Source organism: Allonocardiopsis opalescens (genome assembly GCF_003002095.1).
Lineage (GTDB): Bacteria > Actinomycetota > Actinomycetes > Streptosporangiales > Streptosporangiaceae > Allonocardiopsis > Allonocardiopsis opalescens.
Genome location: NZ_PVZC01000010.1, coordinates 51,026 through 66,197, shown reverse-complemented (window position 1 = coordinate 66,197; position 15,172 = coordinate 51,026). Strand labels below are relative to the sequence as shown.

The 15,172-nt window shown below is 76.1% G+C and carries 16 protein-coding genes; 7 read left to right on the top strand and 9 right to left on the bottom strand.

What is annotated here, in order from left to right:
- Nucleotides 1–4 precede the first annotated feature (4 nt).
- Nucleotides 5–961: a LysR family transcriptional regulator gene (locus CLV72_RS28015; RefSeq protein WP_106252429.1), complete on the top strand. Its 957-nt coding sequence runs from the start codon at nucleotides 5–7 to the stop codon at nucleotides 959–961.
- Between the two features lie 18 nt (nucleotides 962–979).
- On the opposite strand, the gene CLV72_RS28010 is transcribed toward CLV72_RS28015, so the two are convergent.
- From CLV72_RS28010 to CLV72_RS27995, 4 genes are all read right to left on the bottom strand, one after another.
- The gene (locus CLV72_RS28010) at nucleotides 980–1,366 is read right to left on the bottom strand and encodes a hypothetical protein (RefSeq protein ID WP_106252427.1); all 387 of its coding nucleotides are present in this window, start codon (nucleotides 1,364–1,366) and stop codon (nucleotides 980–982) included.
- The gene (locus CLV72_RS33740) at nucleotides 1,363–1,695 is read right to left on the bottom strand and encodes a PadR family transcriptional regulator (RefSeq protein WP_106252425.1); all 333 of its coding nucleotides are present in this window, start codon (nucleotides 1,693–1,695) and stop codon (nucleotides 1,363–1,365) included. Before CLV72_RS33740 ends, CLV72_RS28010 begins: the two co-directional genes overlap by 4 nt.
- A gap of 199 nt (nucleotides 1,696–1,894) precedes the next feature.
- Nucleotides 1,895–2,344 carry an RpiB/LacA/LacB family sugar-phosphate isomerase gene (locus CLV72_RS28000; protein ID WP_106252423.1) on the bottom strand — a complete coding sequence of 150 codons (450 nt, stop codon included), beginning with the start codon at nucleotides 2,342–2,344 and terminating at the stop codon, nucleotides 1,895–1,897.
- A gap of 24 nt (nucleotides 2,345–2,368) precedes the next feature.
- Nucleotides 2,369–3,193, bottom strand: a complete 825-nt coding sequence (locus tag CLV72_RS27995) for an aminoglycoside adenylyltransferase domain-containing protein (RefSeq protein ID WP_106252421.1) — start codon at nucleotides 3,191–3,193, stop codon at nucleotides 2,369–2,371.
- 330 nt (nucleotides 3,194–3,523) lie between these two features.
- On the opposite strand from CLV72_RS27995, the gene CLV72_RS27990 reads away from it, so the two are divergent.
- A complete protein-coding gene (locus CLV72_RS27990) occupies nucleotides 3,524–4,795 on the top strand; it encodes an aminotransferase-like domain-containing protein (protein WP_106252419.1) in 1,272 nt (423 codons plus the stop codon).
- Nucleotides 4,796–5,267: 472 nt separating this feature from the next.
- Nucleotides 5,268–6,224, top strand: coding sequence for a D-alanine--D-alanine ligase family protein (locus CLV72_RS27985; protein ID WP_106252416.1), 957 nt, complete (start codon nucleotides 5,268–5,270; stop codon nucleotides 6,222–6,224).
- A gap of 255 nt (nucleotides 6,225–6,479) precedes the next feature.
- Here CLV72_RS27985 and CLV72_RS27980 read toward each other — a convergent pair whose 3' ends face one another.
- Nucleotides 6,480–6,875: a RidA family protein gene (locus CLV72_RS27980; protein ID WP_106252413.1), complete on the bottom strand. Its 396-nt coding sequence runs from the start codon at nucleotides 6,873–6,875 to the stop codon at nucleotides 6,480–6,482.
- Between the two features lie 132 nt (nucleotides 6,876–7,007).
- Between CLV72_RS27980 and CLV72_RS27975 the strand changes: the two genes are divergently transcribed.
- Nucleotides 7,008–7,979, top strand: a complete 972-nt coding sequence (locus CLV72_RS27975; protein WP_106252411.1) for a helix-turn-helix transcriptional regulator — start codon at nucleotides 7,008–7,010, stop codon at nucleotides 7,977–7,979.
- Nucleotides 7,980–8,305: 326 nt separating this feature from the next.
- On the opposite strand, the gene CLV72_RS27970 is transcribed toward CLV72_RS27975, so the two are convergent.
- Nucleotides 8,306–8,842 carry a peptide deformylase gene (locus CLV72_RS27970; protein ID WP_106252409.1) on the bottom strand — a complete coding sequence of 179 codons (537 nt, stop codon included), beginning with the start codon at nucleotides 8,840–8,842 and terminating at the stop codon, nucleotides 8,306–8,308.
- A complete protein-coding gene (locus CLV72_RS27965) occupies nucleotides 8,829–9,383 on the bottom strand; it encodes an ArsR/SmtB family transcription factor (RefSeq protein WP_106252407.1) in 555 nt (184 codons plus the stop codon). The genes CLV72_RS27970 and CLV72_RS27965 overlap by 14 nt, the downstream gene beginning before the upstream one ends.
- Before the next feature lie 270 nt (nucleotides 9,384–9,653).
- Between CLV72_RS27965 and CLV72_RS33460 the strand changes: the two genes are divergently transcribed.
- Together CLV72_RS33460 and dapD are read left to right on the top strand one after the other, a co-directional pair.
- Nucleotides 9,654–11,672 carry a TNT domain-containing protein gene (locus tag CLV72_RS33460; RefSeq protein ID WP_106252404.1) on the top strand — a complete coding sequence of 673 codons (2,019 nt, stop codon included), beginning with the start codon at nucleotides 9,654–9,656 and terminating at the stop codon, nucleotides 11,670–11,672.
- A 127-nt stretch (nucleotides 11,673–11,799) separates the two neighbouring features.
- Entirely contained in the window at nucleotides 11,800–12,810 is a 1,011-nt protein-coding gene (dapD, locus tag CLV72_RS27955) for a 2,3,4,5-tetrahydropyridine-2,6-dicarboxylate N-succinyltransferase (RefSeq protein ID WP_106252402.1), read from the top strand.
- Nucleotides 12,811–12,835: 25 nt separating this feature from the next.
- Here dapD and CLV72_RS27950 read toward each other — a convergent pair whose 3' ends face one another.
- Complete coding sequence (locus tag CLV72_RS27950) at nucleotides 12,836–13,303, bottom strand: pyridoxamine 5'-phosphate oxidase family protein (RefSeq protein WP_106252400.1); 468 nt, start codon at nucleotides 13,301–13,303, stop codon at nucleotides 12,836–12,838.
- A 333-nt stretch (nucleotides 13,304–13,636) separates the two neighbouring features.
- Between CLV72_RS27950 and CLV72_RS27945 the strand changes: the two genes are divergently transcribed.
- Nucleotides 13,637–14,026, top strand: coding sequence for a VOC family protein (locus tag CLV72_RS27945; RefSeq protein ID WP_106252398.1), 390 nt, complete (start codon nucleotides 13,637–13,639; stop codon nucleotides 14,024–14,026).
- Between the two features lie 9 nt (nucleotides 14,027–14,035).
- On the opposite strand, the gene CLV72_RS27940 is transcribed toward CLV72_RS27945, so the two are convergent.
- A complete protein-coding gene (locus CLV72_RS27940) occupies nucleotides 14,036–15,166 on the bottom strand; it encodes a 5-methyltetrahydropteroyltriglutamate--homocysteine S-methyltransferase (protein WP_106252396.1) in 1,131 nt (376 codons plus the stop codon).
- Nucleotides 15,167–15,172 lie beyond the last annotated feature (6 nt).

The following is a 15,172-nucleotide window of genomic DNA, read 5'->3' as shown; positions in this document are numbered from 1 at the left end:
CGTCATGTTGAATCTGGAGCGGCTGCGCACCTTGCACATGGTGGCCCGCCACGGTTCGATCAGTGCGGCCGCCGAGGTCTTGCACATCACGACGTCTGCGGTGTCGCAGCAGTTGGCGAAGTTGGAGCGTGAGGTCGGTCAGCGGCTGCTGGAGCGCAATGGGCGCGGGGTGCGGCTGACGGAGGCGGCGCAGTTGCTGGTGGCGCATGCGGAGCGGATCCTGTCGGATGTGGAGCGGGCCGAGGCGGATCTGGAGGCGCACCGCGACGCGGTGGTGGGGCATCTGTCGCTGGCGGCGTTCGCGACGGCGGCGCGGGGCTTGGCGCCGGGGGCGCTGGCGCGGCTGCGGGGCCGCTACCCGGAGCTGCGGGTGGAGTTGGGTGAGCGGGAGCCGGTGGAGTCGATCCAGGCGGTGGCGCACGCCGATATCGATCTGGCGATCGTGCAGGACTGGGCGAACGCGCCGCTGGCGCTGCACGAGGGTTTGATCAAGTCGCCGCTTCTTGAGGATGTGCTGGATGTGGCGCTGCCGCAGGGGCATGCGCTGGCGGGGCGGCCGTGGGTGGATCTGGAGGAGTTGGCGGCGGAGCCGTGGGTGGCGTGGCGGCGGGGGTCGATCTGCTACGACTGGCTGCTGCACACCTTGCGGAGCCGTAACTGCGAGCCGTATATCGCGCATACGGCGGCGGAGTGTCCGACGCAGCTGGCTTTGGTGGCGGCGGGGTTGGGGGCGGCGATCGTGCCGCGGCTGGGGAGGGGCCCGGTTCCGCCGGGGGTGGTGATGGTGGGGGTGCAGCCGCGGGTGACGCGGCATGTGTACGCGGTGTGGCGGGCGGACGCGGCGCGGCGTCCGGCGATCCGGGCGGTGCTGGAGGCGCTGGCGGCCACGGCGGGGGGCTTGTCGGCCGGCGGCGCCGAACCCGCGGGCGCGGGTGCGGTGCCGCCGGTGGTGGTGGGCTGAGCGTTCCCCGGTGGTGGGTCAGTGGGTGAGGGGGAGCAGGCCGAGGCCGGCGGCGAGCAGCGAGGTGAAGACGGCGGCCAGCAGCAGGGTGCTGCGGGTGGGACGGGTGCGGTGGACCAGGTGCTGGACGGTGGCGAGGACGCCGATGGGCGGCGGTTGGCGCATGGGGGTCTCCTTCGTGGTGGGTGGGGTCGCCGGTGCTGGGGTGGTGGCGCTTCGGTGGAGGGCGGGTGTGCTGAGCAGGGCGCCGGCGGCGATCGCGAGGGGATTGAGGCCGGTGTGGGCGGCGCCGGTGACGTCGGCGCACCATTCTTCGTAGTGGCGGGCGCGGCGGTGGGCGGGCAGCAGTTGGGCGGCGAGCCGTACCAGGAGCAGCGCGGCGGCGGTCGCCGGGTGGTGGGTCATGCGGGGCCCGGGGCGGGGCGGGGGCGGCGGGCGGTGCGGGGTGTGGTGCGGGTGGCGGTGTGTTCGGCGCGCAGGGTGCGGGCGGCGCGGGCGCCGTCGGGGGTGAGCCGGTACAGGCGGCGGCGGGGTCCGGTGCGGGTGGTGTCGTCGTCCCAGGCGGAGGTGGTCCAGCCGGCGCGCTCCAGCCGGTCCAGGATGGGGTAGACGCTGCCGGAGGGGCGGCCGGTGCGTTTGATGATCTCCAGTCCCCACACGGGGGCGGTGCCGGCGTCCAGTAGGGCGGCGAGTACGTCGAGGGTGGCGGGGGTGATCCGGGTCAGCTCTTCCACACAGCTAAAACTACATATGTCGATTAAGGTGCGCAAGGGCGGGTTCGCCGCACCCGGTGGGCCGGTCGAGGGCTGCGGTCGGGGTGCGCCCGCGCGGGAGGACCGCCCGCGCCGCCGGTGTGGGTCGGCCGGACCCCGGAATGGGCGGACGGCGGGGCGCGGGGACCGGGAGGCGCGGGCGTGTGCCGCGCGGCGGCGGTCAGCCGGGGTCGGGGATGTGGGCGAGGTGGTCGATGTTGGCGCGGTCGGCCGGGTCGTCGCTGGGGCGTCCGGCCAGCCAGGCGTCGAGGATCTCGGTGAGCAGCGCGGGGGAGGTCAGGCGCAGGCTGAGGGCGAGGACGTTGGCGTCGTTCCAGCGGCGGGCGCCGTCGGCGGTGTAGGCGTCGGCGCACAGGGCGGCGCGCACCCCGGGCACCTTGTTGGCGGCGATGGAGGCGCCGGTGCCGGTCCAGCAGCACACCACCGCGGTGTCGGCGGTGCCGTCGGCGACGTCGCGGGCGGCGGCCTCCGACGCCCACGCCCAGTCGTCGCGTTCGGCGGCCGACAGGGCGCCGTGGGCGGCGACGACCTCGTGGCCGCGGCCCACGAGTTCCTCGACCAGGGTGGTGGCCACGCCCGTGGCCTCGTCGGCGGCGACGGCGATGCGCATGCCTCCACCCTAAGGGGCGCGGGGTCAGGCGGTGGGGGCGGCGGCCAGGCGGGGGCTGAGCGCGCTGTCGAGCACCATCTCGATGTAGTCCAGGGCGGCGCGGCGGCGCGCCATCGCGCTGGCGTACAGGGAGGGCGCCGAGGAGCCGCGGCGCATCCGCAGCGCCTCGTTGACCACGGCGTGCCAGCGGGCGGGGAAGGCGTGCAGGGCGTAGCGGCCGGCCCCGGACTTGGAGGTGATCTCGCGGGTGAACAGGGTGAAGTGCAGCCGGCTGACGCCCAGCACCCCCCAGGTGGGGGCGAGGGAGCCCAGCGCGGCCAGGCCGCGGGGGGTGACGATGCGGCTGGCGCGCTCCCGCCAGCGCACCCAGTACTGCTCCAGGTTGCCCAGCGACCACGACACCAGGCCGTCGCGGACGTCGTGGACGTCGAGTTCGTCGCGGGCGGGGCCGCGCACCGCCAGGCCCTTGGTGGCCAGGACGTGCCAGGTGACGGGGTTGAGTTCGAAGCGGCCGCTGGGGCGGAACCGGCCGCCCTGGGCGTAGGGGGTGTTGGGGCAGTCGCCGGGGTGGGCGGCGAGGTCGGCCCAGGTGAGGTGGACGCCCTCGAAGCGGGGCCGCGGGTAGGTCTCGCGGAGCCGGGCGTGGGCGGTGCGCAGCGCGGCCAGGCCGGCCTGGTCGGGGCGCTTGGCGGTGATGACGACGGCGTCGACGTCGGAGGTGTGCGGGCGGAAGTCGTCCAGGGCGGCGGATCCGGTGAGGTAGAGGCCCTCGACCAGGCCGGGGGCGGCCGCGTCGGCCTCGGCCAGGAACTGCTCGGCCACCCTCCACGCGAGCGGATGCTTCGCCATGCTGTGCTCCAATTGGGGTCTTTCGTGTCGCGGCACGGCGGCGGCCGCCGACGTCAGGTGGTGTTCCGCCTGACAGTGTGGGCGGGGTCCGATCGGTGGGACAAGGGGTGCTGGTACCACTCTTTCACGTCCCCGCCCACGGGGCGGTGGCGGGCGCGGCGGCGCCGCGGTGTGCTTGTCGAGGCGGCCCTTTACCCTCCGGGCGGGTGGGGCAAACGTCTAGACTGGCGGCTCGTGCCGCCGTGTGCTCCGCCGGTGGCCGGGCGGGGTGCGGGCCCCGCCGGGCGGCGGGTGAGCGGCGGCGGCTACCGTGGTGTGCCGGGAGGCGACATGTCCGATCCGCAAGCGAGCCCGCACGGTTCCCGTATCGACCCCTTCGTCGACGCCTACGCCGCGCGCGCGGCCGGGATGGTCGCCTCGGAGGTGCGGGCGCTGTTCGCGGTGGCCTCGCGCCCGGAGGTGGTGTCGCTGGCCGGTGGGATGCCCAACGTCGGCGCGCTGCCGCTGGGGGAGCTGGCGGAGCTGGTGGCCGAGCTGGTGCGCGCTGATGGCGCGCGGGCGCTGCAGTACGGGTCGGCGCAGGGCGACGAGCGGCTGCGCGAGCACATCTGCGAGGTGATGGCGCTGGAGGGCATCGGCGCCGGCGCCGGCGACGTGGTGGTGACGGTGGGCTCCCAGCAGGCGCTGGACCTGCTCACCCGGGTGTTCGTGGATCCCGGCGACGTGGTGGTGTGCGAGGGCCCCACCTATGTGACCGCGCTGAACACCTTCGCCGCCTACCAGGCGCAGGTGGTGCAGGTGCCCATGGACGGCGATGGGCTGGTGCCCGAGGCGCTGGAGGAGGCGCTGGGGCGGCTGGCCTCGGCCGGGCGGCGGGTGAAGTTCCTGTACACGGTGCCGACCTTCCACAACCCCGCCGGGGTCACCCTCAGCGCCGAGCGGCGCGCCCGGGTGCTGGAGGTGTGCGACCGGTTCGGGGTGCTGGTGGTGGAGGACAACCCCTACGGCCTGCTGGGCTTCGACGCCGAGCCGATGCGGGCGCTGCGCGCCGACTCCGCGGGCGGGGTGGTGTACCTGGGGTCGTTCTCCAAGACGATCGCGCCGGGGTTCCGGGTGGGGTGGGCGCTGGCGCCCCCGGCGGTGCGCGACAAGCTGGTGCTGGCGGCGGAGTCGGCGATGCTGTCGCACTCCAGCTTCAACCAGCTGGTGGTGGGCCGCTACCTGGCCATCCAGCCGTGGCGGCGCCAGATCAAGGAGTTCACCGAGATGTACCGGCAGCGCCGCGACGCGCTGCTTGAGTCGCTGGAGGCGTGGATGCCGGCGGGCGCGTCGTGGACGCGGCCCGGCGGCGGGTTCTTCGTGTGGCTGACCCTGCCCGAGGGGCTGGACGCCAAGACGATGCTGCCGCGGGCGGTGGCCGAGCGGGTCGCCTATGTGCCCGGCAGCGGCTTCTTCGCCGACGGGTCGGGGCGCGGCAACATCCGGCTGTCGTACTGCTACCCGCCGCCCGAGCTCATCCGCGAAGGGGTGCGGCGGCTGGCCGGGGTGATCGACGCGGAGTCCGGGCTGCGCGGCGCCTTCACCCGCCCCCGCACCACCTGACCGGCCCCGCACCACCCCGGCCGGCGGACCCTGGCGCCTACCACTCCAGGCCCCGCACCCTGACCGGCCCGGCCACCGGTCGCGGATTCCGGCGCACGCCGCTCCGGGCTCAAAGCGCCCCAGGGGGCGCCGCCCGCGCGGCGGGGGCGGCGGGCGGCCGCTACCATCGGCACCGTCATCCTCCACCCCACCAGTCGACGGGCAGGCCCCGCATGTTCCCCCGCACGTCCCCCTCCCGCCCGGGGGGGCGACCCCAACACCATTGTCCCGCGCGCCGCGCCCACCGCGCCGCACCGCGCCCGCGGCTGTGGACGAGTGGGCCGCGACCCGCGGGCCTGTGCACGGCCGCATTGACGGCGCCGCCCGCCCCTGTTAACGGGCCCAGGGCGCGCGGCCTCCGCATGCGCGGGTGGGCGTGGATGCGTCGGGCCGCGCGGCCCGCTGCCCGGCGCGGCCGGGCCGGGGTGGCGCGGTGAGGGGCGCGGACCGGGTGGTGGTGCTCGCCGGCGGGCTGACGCCCGAGCGCGAGGTGTCGCTGCGCTCGGGGGCGCGCGTCGCCCAGGCGCTGCGCAGCCTGGACGTGGAGGTGCAGGTCGCCGAGGCCGACCCCGCGCTGCTGGGAGTGCTGGCCGCCGACCCGCCCGACGCGGTGTTCCCGCTGCTGCACGGCGCCACCGGCGAGGACGGCGCGATCCGCCAGGTGCTCTCGCTGGCCGGGGTGGGCTACGTGGGCGCGCCCGCCGCCGCCTGCCGCCTCGCCTACAACAAGCCCGTGGCCGCGGCCCTGGTGGGCGCGGGCGGCGTGGCGGTGCCCGAGTCCGTCGTGCTGCCCCGCACCCTGCTGGCCGACCTGGGCGGCACCCGGGTGCTGGAATGGGTGGTGAAGCGGCTGGGGCTGCCCCTGTTCGTCAAACCCGACCGGGGCGGCTCCGCGCTGGGCGCCCGCCCCGTCACCGACGCCGCCGAACTGCCCGAGGCGCTGGCGGTGTGCATGAACTACAGCGACGCCGCCCTGATCGAGCAGCGGGTCGCCGGCACCGAGATCACGGTCGGCGTGCTCGACCTGGGAGCCGGCCCGGTGGCGCTGCCCCCGGTGGAGATCGTGCCCGACGGCGGCGTCTACGACTACACCGCCCGCTACACCGCCGGACGCACCGAGTTCTTCTGCCCGCCCCGGCTGCCCGAGGCCGCGGTCGACGCCGCCCGGCAGGCGGCCGTGGCCGTGCACCGGGCGCTGGGACTGCGCGACCTGTCGCGCACCGATCTGATCGTCGATCCGGCCGGCACCGTGCACTTCCTGGAGGTCAACGTGGCCCCCGGCATGACCGACACCTCCACCCTGCCGATGGCCATCGCCGCCGCCGGCCTGGACTTCGCCGAAGTCTGCCGCGACCTCGCCGACCAGGCCGCCCGCCGCGGCCCCGGTTAGCACGCGCCCACCGTCCCGGCCGCACCCCCGCAGGAGGAACGGCCGGGACGGGCCCCCGCGCAGACGGCGCCGCCCCGGGGATATCGGTGGGGCGGCGGCGGGATGGGCCGACCGCCGACCCCGTCGACCGGCCCCACCGCCGTGCCGGAGCCGACGCGGCCCGGCGGTCACAGCGGACCCACGTCAGCGCCCATGGCCGACACGGCCCTGCCCAGGCGCACCCGGATTGTTCGGCACGGTGGTGCCGAGGCCGCGTCAGGCGACGGCGGTGCCCTCCAGTTCGACCATCAGGACGGGCATCGCCAGCCGCACCACCCCCAGCATGGTGGTGGGCGGTGCCGCCCCGGCGGCGCCCAGCCGCGCGGCCAGCACGCCGTAGTGCTGGAAGAGCAGATCGACGTCGGTGGTGTAGACGTTGAGCCGGACGAGGTCCGCCAGCGACATGCCCGCCTCGCCCAGGACCGCCTCCAGATTGTCCAGGCTCAGCGCCAACTGCGCCGCCATGTCGCCGGCGTGCTGGGGCTCGCCCTGCCCGCTCATCGCGGTCTGCCCGGAGCAGTACAGGGTGCGGGTGTGCCCGGAGACGACCTCGCCCTGGTTGAATCCCATCTCCACCGACCACGCCACCGGGTTGACGGCCGTTCGTTCCATTGCCTGACCAGCTCCGTTCGCTTCGTTGAAAGTGGTGACGCCGGCCGGCCCGGCGGGTCGCCGGCGTCGCGGTGAAGAGCCTCCCGGGAAATGACGACATCCTCGGTCATGTTTTCTGGCATAGTTCCGCCCATGCGCGCCGACCGCTTGGTGGCGCTGGTGCTGCTGCTGCGCCGGCGCGGCCGGCTGACCGCGGCCGAGCTGGCCCGCGAGCTGGAGGTGTCCACCCGCACCGTGCTGCGCGACATCGAGGCGCTGTCGGCGGCCGGGGTGCCCGTCTACGCCGAACGCGGCCGCCACGGCGGCTTCGCGCTGCTGCCCGGCTTCCGCGCCGAACTCGCCGGGCTCAACCACGACGAGGCCGTCGCCCTGCTGGTGGCCGGATCCGGGAGAGGCGAGCAGGTGTACGGCCTGGGGTCGGCGCTGGCCTCGGCCATGCGCAAGGTGGTCGACGCGCTGCCCGAAGGGCACCGGGCCACCGCCGACCACGCGGCCCGGCGGCTGCTCATCGACCCCGAGACCGACCTGCTCTCCCGCCGGCTGGTGACGGAGGAGCTGCCCGGCGCCACCATGGCCGAGGTCCGGCGCGCGGTGCTCGCCGGCCACCGGCTGCGCATCCACTACGCGGCCGAAGGCCGCGCACCGCGGTGGCGCACGGTGGACCCCATCGGCCTGGTCACCGTCCGCGACCGCGGCTACCTGCTCGCCACCCGCTCGGGCGCGGACCGCACCTACCGGCTGTCGCGGGTGCTGGCCGCCGAGGAACTCCCCGAACCCGCCCAGCGGCCCGACCGGGTCGACCTGGATCGCATCTGGCGGGAACGCTGCGCCCGCTTCCTGTCCGGCGACCAGCTGAGCGTGCTGGTACGGGTGGACCCCCAGCGGCGCGAGGAACTGCTGGGTACCGCGCTGGCCGTGCGCGCCGAGGAACCCGATGCCGACGGGTGGCTGCGGCTGGAGGTCACCTTCCAGGACGCCCGGCACGCCGAATGGGCGCTGTGGCAGCTGGGCACCGACGCCGAAGCCCTGGCCCCGCCCTCCCTGCGCGCCCGCCTGCGCGAACGCGCCACCGCGATCGCCGCCCGCTACGGCGCCCCGCACTGAAAAACCCCGACCGGCGCCGGTCGACCGCACGGTGGTCCCGGGGGCGGTGGTGAGTCGGACGAGGCCGCCGGTGATGGCGAGGACGCCTTCGAGGGCGCAGACGCGGGTTCGGTCGCTGCCGCCGTCGCATCCGGCCAGGCGCGGACGGCGCCGCTACGCGGGTGCGGCCGGGCGAAGGGCTTCCGGTGCGCTCCCTCGGCCGCGGTGCCGTTCCCTCGCGGGCGCCCCTTGCCGCACGCGGATGCGGGGGAGCGACCGCGCGGTTTGCGAGGGACCGGCGCCGCCGTCGGGCCCCCACGCGGCCCCTCGTCCAAGGCGGGCCGGGGTCAGCCCAGGCCGGGGAAGGTGGGTGCCGGGCCGGGGGTGGGGGCGCCGAACCACTCCTGGCCGCGGATGTCGCGCAGGGCCTCGCGGCGCACGCGCCGCTGGAGCCGGTCCAGGTACAGGGTGCCGGCGAGGTGGTCGGTCTCGTGCTGCAGGCAGCGCGCCATCAGCCCTTCGCCGCGCACCACCACCGGCTCGTTGCGCAGGTCCACGCCGCGCACCACCGCCCGCTGGGCGCGCACCGTTGGGTACCACAGGCCCGGCACCGACAGGCAGCCCTCCTCGCCGTCCTGCTCGTCGTCGGACAGTTCGGCGAGTTCGGGGTTGAGGACGTAGCCGGTGCGGCCGTCGACGTTGTAGGAGAAGGCGCGCACCCCCACCCCGATCTGGGGGGCGGCCAGCCCGGCGCGTCCGGGCTCGGCCACGGTGTCCAGCAGGTCGGCGACCAGGGCGCGGGTGCGCGGTCCGAAGTCGGTGACGGGGTCGCAGGGGGTGGTCAGCACCGGGTCGCCGAAGATCCTGATGTCACGTATCGCCATCGGGGGCTCCTGTGTCGTGGGGTCGGGCCGCGCGGGGCGCCGGGTCGGTGGCGGGTTCGGGCAGCAGGGGGAACAGCCGCGCCACCACCCCCACGGGGGCGGCGCCCGGCGGGGCGGGGCGTTCGCGCAGCGGCGCGAGCAGGGCGCGCACGGCGTCGGCGACCTGGTGGAGTTCGTCGGGGGTGAGGTGCACCACCTCGCTGAAGGCCTCGTCGCGGCGCCAGGGGTGCGGGGCGGTGGGGCGCAGCGCCAGCCAGCGCTGGTAGCCCTCGTCCTCCAGTTGGCGGGCCAGCCGGCCGAAGCCGGGGTCGGGTTCGGGGGGCGGGCCGGTGCGCAGCCGCCAGGGGCGGGCGCGGCCGCGTGCGGGCCCGGCGTCCTCGATGTGCCCGGCTCGGGCCAGCTGCCGCAGGTGGAAGGAGCAGGCGCCGGAGCTCTCGCCCAGGCGGCGCGCCGCCTCGGTGGAGGTGAGCGTGGGCTGGGCGCGCAGCAGCTCCATCAGCGCTGCGCGCAGCGGGTGGCCCAGATCCGCGCCGTCGTCCATCCGCCGCCTCCCGCCTCGACCGCCGACCTTCTTTGCAAAGCCTACCGCTTTGCAAAGAATAGGGCGCGGCGGGGTGGCCGGTAGCGGACGGGCCCGCACCGCCCGCCGCCCGGGCGGTGCGTCGGCACCACCGGGCGGGGCCGACGCACCGCCCGGTGGTGGCCGAAGCCCGCGCGATAGCCTGAGAGACTTCTCAGCGGGGGTTCCGACATAATGACCCGGGACTCAAGGCAACCCGCACCGCGGACCCACAGCCGGAGGAATCGCGACGTGAGCAGTGCCCCGCACCTCGACCAGAGCCAACAGTACGAACTGCTGCAGCACATCAACCAGGTGATCGTGCCGACGCTGCAGCCGGGCTGGGCCTCAGTCGAACTGCACTACCGGGCGCTGGGGCGCGCCACCGAACTCGACGCCGTCCTCACCCTGGGCGACGGCCGCACCGCGGAGTGGATGCCGCCGGGGGAGGCGGCGGCCGCCTTCGACCGGCTGCGCGCCGGCATGTACCGCGACGCGGTCGGCACCTGGCTGAGCGTGCGGCTGCTGCTGAGCCCTGACGGCCGCTTCGAGGTCACCTACAACTTCACCGACGAGCCCGCCTGGCAGCTGCCGCCGCCCGCGGCCGACTACCGGGCCGAGCTGGACGCCCACCCCCGCTCCGCGGAGCACCTGCCCGACTGGTGGCGGGCCCGCCTGGACGACGCCCCGCTCAACGCCCACCCCGCCCCCGCGCCCCCGCCCGGCTACGCCGCCACCGGCCCCGCTCCGGTTCCGGCCGCGGGCGGCGCTCCGCAGCCGCTGCGCGAGGCGCGTCCGCACGACGGCCTGGCCGGCGACGGCCGCGCCTACGCCGACCGCACCCCGCTGAGCCAGGGGGAGGCCCAGCAGGTGCTGGCCTACCTGGCCGCCGGGCCCGTCGTGCTGGCCACCCCGGGCCTGAACCCCGACGAGTTCGCCCCCGAGCGCGGCAACGCGGTGCCCGCCGACTTCCACACCGACGGCACCTGGATCTGGCCGGCCGCCGTCGCCTACTACCTGCGCGAGCACGGTGTCGCCCCCGAGGCCGACCTGATCGCCCACATCCGCGCCCAGGGCTACCGGCCGCCCCAGGTCGGCGACTACGCCGTGGAGCTGGCCACCGCGCAGCTGTTCGGCGACCCCCTGCCGCCCGCCCCCGCCGAAGCGCCCCCCGCCCCGGCGCCCCCGGCCGAAGCGGCGCCGCCCGCGCCCGTCCCCGAGCCGCCGGTGGAGGCGCACACCGACGCCGGGCAGCCGCCCCGGCCCGCCCCCGCCCCGGGGCGCGACGAGCAGCAGGTGCTGGAGCGGCTGCGCCGCGCCATCGCCGCCGCCGGGGTGCCCGCCGACCGCTACGCCATCGGCACCCCCCAGCAGGGGCGGCTGGTGCTGGAGCCCGAGGAGTTCGGCGGCGGCGGCTGGCAGGTGCACTACTACGAGCAGGCGCCCGGCGGCTCCCAGCCGCGCGGCGAGGGCTTCGACGGGGTGTACGAGGCGGCCGCGTTCTTCCTGGGCCGCCTCATCCTCGACCACGCCGCCGACGGCGGCGGCGCTGCCGCGTCGGGTCCGCAGCCGCCCGTCCACCACGAGCCGCCCGCGCCGCCCGCCGAGCCGCGGGTGCCCACCGGCTCCCACACCGGTCCCCGCCCGCCCGGGCCGCTCATCCCGCCGCCCGACCCGCAGAACAGCGGCGCGTCCCGGCTGGCGCCGCCCGTGGAGACCTCGGTGCAGTCGGGCACCGGCGCCCAGGCCGCGATGGGCGGCATCCCGCAGCCCCCGCCCCCCTACGCGCAGCACTCGGGCCCCCAGCCCCCCCAGCCCCCGCAGCCGCCCGCCCCGCAACCGGCGCCGCAGCGCTCGGCGCTGGCCACCAGCGTCGACCGCTCCCAGATGGTGCCGCTGCCCGAGCGCCACCCCATCGAGGCGCTGCCCGGGGAGCCCCCCAGCACCCTGTTCCGCAACCTGCAGATGATCGAGCTGCCGCCCACCACCGAGATCGACCGGATCGGCAACCTCGACGGCAACCTCGTCTACGCCGCGGGCACCGACTACGCCAACCGGTCCCTGCCGCCGGACTGGGTGCGCCGCGACTACCACGTCTTCCGGGTCGAGCGGCCGATGCCCGCCCTGATGGGGGTGGCGGTGCCCTGGTTCGAGCAGCCCGGCGGCGGCACCGGCCTGTACCTGGACCGGCCCATCGGTCAGCTCCTCGCCGAGGGCTACCTGGTGGAGATCCCCGAACCCACCATGCCCCCGCCCCCACCCGAGCTGTGACCCTGAGGGCGGCGGGGCCGGGGTCCAGGCCCGGCACGGCCGGCGGGCTCGCCACCGCCGGCCCATCGCGAGGGGCCCGGTCCCGGTGTGGCGCGCCCGGCGGGCGGATCCTCTAAGCTCGCCAAGCGTGAACGATCAGCACACCAACAGCGCCTGGGGCGTGGGCCTGGCCACCATCGCCGACGCCGACGGGCGCGTCCTGGACACCTTCTACCCGCGCCCCGCCCTGGGCGCCGACCCCGGCGCCGCCGCCGAACTCGGCCTGCCTGAGACCGGGACCGTCCCCATCAGCGGCGAGGCCTTCGCCAAGGCGGTGGGCACCGACGTGTCCGGCGCCCTGGGCGCCGACCCCGCCCGGGGGGTGCGCACGGTCGCGGTGGCCACCGCCGTGGGCGACCTGTCGGCGCCCCCCGCCGACGCCCACGACGTCTACCTGCGGCTGCACCTGCTGTCGCACCGGCTCATCGCCCCCCACGGCGCCAACCTCGACGGCGTGTTCGGGCTGCTGGCCAATGTCGTGTGGACCAGTGCGGGGCCCTGCCCGGCCGAGGACTTCGAGGCGACCCGGCTGCGGCTGCGCGCCCAGGGCCGCCCGCTGGCCGTCACCTCCGTCGACAAGTTCCCCCGCATGAGCGACTACGTGGTGCCCGCCGGGGTGCGCATCGCCGACGCCGACCGGGTGCGGCTGGGCGCCCACCTGGCGCCGGGCACCACCGTCATGCACGAGGGCTTCGTCAACTACAACGCCGGCACCCTGGGCGCCTCCATGGTCGAGGGCCGCATCAGCGCCGGGGTCGTGGTCGGCGACGGCAGCGACGTGGGCGGGGGCGCCTCCATCATGGGCACCCTGTCGGGCGGCGGCACCCGCGTCATCAGCGTGGGGGAGCGGTGCCTGCTGGGCGCCAACTCCGGAATCGGCATCAGCCTGGGCGACGACTGCGTGGTGGAGGCCGGCCTCTACCTCACCGCCGGCACCGTGGTGGCGCTGCCCGACGGCACCACCGCCAAGGCACGCGAACTCTCAGGCCGCGACGGGCTGCTGTTCCGCCGCGACTCCCGCACCGGCGCCGTGCAGGCCCTGCCCCGCGCCGGCACCCCCGCCGTCGCCCTCAACACCGCCCTGCACGCCAACGACTGACCCCCCGGCGCGGCGCGCCCGGGGGTCAGCCCTCGGGCGCGGGCTCGGCGGCGGCGCCCGCCTCGGCGAAGTCGGCGGCGAAGTCCGCGCTGAGCCAGCGCCTGGGGCGCATCCGCAGCAGCACGTCACCGGAGTGGTCGCCGTCGGCGTAGGCGGCGGCCTCCTCCTCGCCCAGGTAGCGGCGCGCCATCGACAGCACCTCCTCGCGGGTGGGGCGGGCGTGGGTGGCCACCACCGGGCCCTCCACCGACACGTACTTGTAGGGCGGCTCCTCCACCTGCACGCACAGCGAGAAGGAGCCCGCCGCCCGCACCAGCCGCTCCTTCATCGAACCGGCGCCCGTGACCACCAGCACATCGCCGCCGGGCCGGTAGTCGTACCACACCGGCACCGCCAGCGGCGCGCTGCGCCCGCCCCGGGTGACCGCGAGCACCCCGATGTGGGTACCGGCCAGGAACTCCTGGCGCTCCCGCTCCGACATGGGCTTGGACATCGGCTCACCCTTCCGCACCGAAAAGGCGCCACCCGGCGGCCGGGACCGGCCCGCGGCGCGCGCCCCACACTAGTGCAGCCGCCCCGCACCCCACCCCCGCCCGCCCCGTGCGCAACGCGGCCGCATCCGGCGGCGCACACCGGGAACTTTCGGCCCGACCATACGCGTCGCACCGCCCGGCGGGCGCGCCCGCGCGCCCACATCCACCGGGCCCACGACCCACCCGGACGCGCCCGCCACCACCCCGCGCCGCGCGAAAACCCGTACCGGTGTAGCGGGGCGCCCCGCTACAGTCCCGCACACACCCCCGCACACCACCCCCTGGGAGGCCCTGTGGCGTCCACCGTCCGGCACATCACCATCGACTGCGCGCCCCCGTACGAGCCCTACGAGCTGGCCCGGTTCTGGAGCGGGGTGCTGGGGCGCCCCGTCGACCCCGCCGACGCCCCCGGCGACGACGAGGTGGCGCTCGCCCCGCCCCCGGCCGGACCCACCCTGCTGTTCGTGCGGGTGCCCGAGGCGAAGTCGGTGAAGAACCGCGTCCACCTGGACCTGGAGCCCGACCGGCGGCGCGACGCCGAGGTCGCGCGCCTGGCCGCCATGGGCGCCGTCGTCGTCGACGACCGGCGCACCCCCACCGGGCGGGGCTGGGTGGTGCTGGCCGACCCGGCCGGCAACGAGTTCTGCGTGGAGTCCGGCCCGGCCGACCGCGCCGCCGGGTGAGGCCGGCGCCTAGCCCCACACCTCCGCCGCCGTGGCCACCACCAGCTCCAGCTTGGCGCGCTGCTCGTCGGCGGTCAGCTCGTTGCCCTCCACCGTGGAGGAGAAGCCGCACTGCGGCGACAGGCACAGCTGCTCGATCGGCACGAAGCGGCTCGCCTCCTCGATGCGGCGCTTGAGCGCGTCCTTGGACTCCAGCCGCCCGGTCTTGGTGGTCACCAGCCCCAGCACCACCTTCTTGCCCGGGGGCACGAAGCGCAGCGGCTCGAAGCCGCCGGAGCGCTCGTCGTCGAACTCCAGGAAGAACCCGTCGACGTCCAGCTGGGAGAACAGCTCGTCGGCCACGAAGTCGTAGCCGCCGCTGGCCACCCACGAGGAGCGGAAGTTGCCCCGGCACATGTGGGTGGTCACGAACAGCCCCTCGGGGCGGCCGGCCAGCGCGGCGTTCATCTGGCGGATGTAGCGCACGTGCAGCCGCTCGGCGTCCTCGCCCCGGCGGGCGATCTGGGCCCGCTGGTCGGGGTCGTTGAGGTAGGCGAGGCTGGTGTCGTCCAGCTGCAGGTAGGTGCAGCCCAGTTCGGCGACCGAGCGCACCTGGGCGGCGTAGGCGGCCGACAGGTCCGCCCAGAACTCCTCCACGTCGCCGTAGACGGCCGGGTCGATGGCGGCGGCGCCGCCCCGGTAGTGCACCATGCTGGGGGAGGGGATCGTCAGCTTGGGCACCGCGGTGGTCGCGGTGTCGCGCAGGAAGGCGAACGCGTCGGCGAAGACGGGTTCCTCCAGCCGCACCCGCCCCGACACCCGCAGCGCCGCCGGGGTGAACTCGATGTCGCCCTCGGCGTTGTGGAAGCGCACCGCCAGCGTGTCCTCGGCCCGCTCGATGCCGCCCAGCCGGTAGATGAAATCCATGTGCCAGGAGGACCGGCGGAACTCCCCGTCGGTGGCCGAGCGCAGCCCCACCGCCTCCTGCATCCGCACCGCCGCGCGGATGGCGTCGTCCTCCGCGCGGCGCAGCCCCGAATCGTCCAGCCGCCCGGCGGCGTGCTCGGCGCGGGCGCGCAGCAGGGCGGGCGGTCGCAGCAGGCTGCCGACGTGGTCGGCCCGGAACGGGGGAGCAGCGGCGGGGGAACCGGTGGCGGACATGGGCGT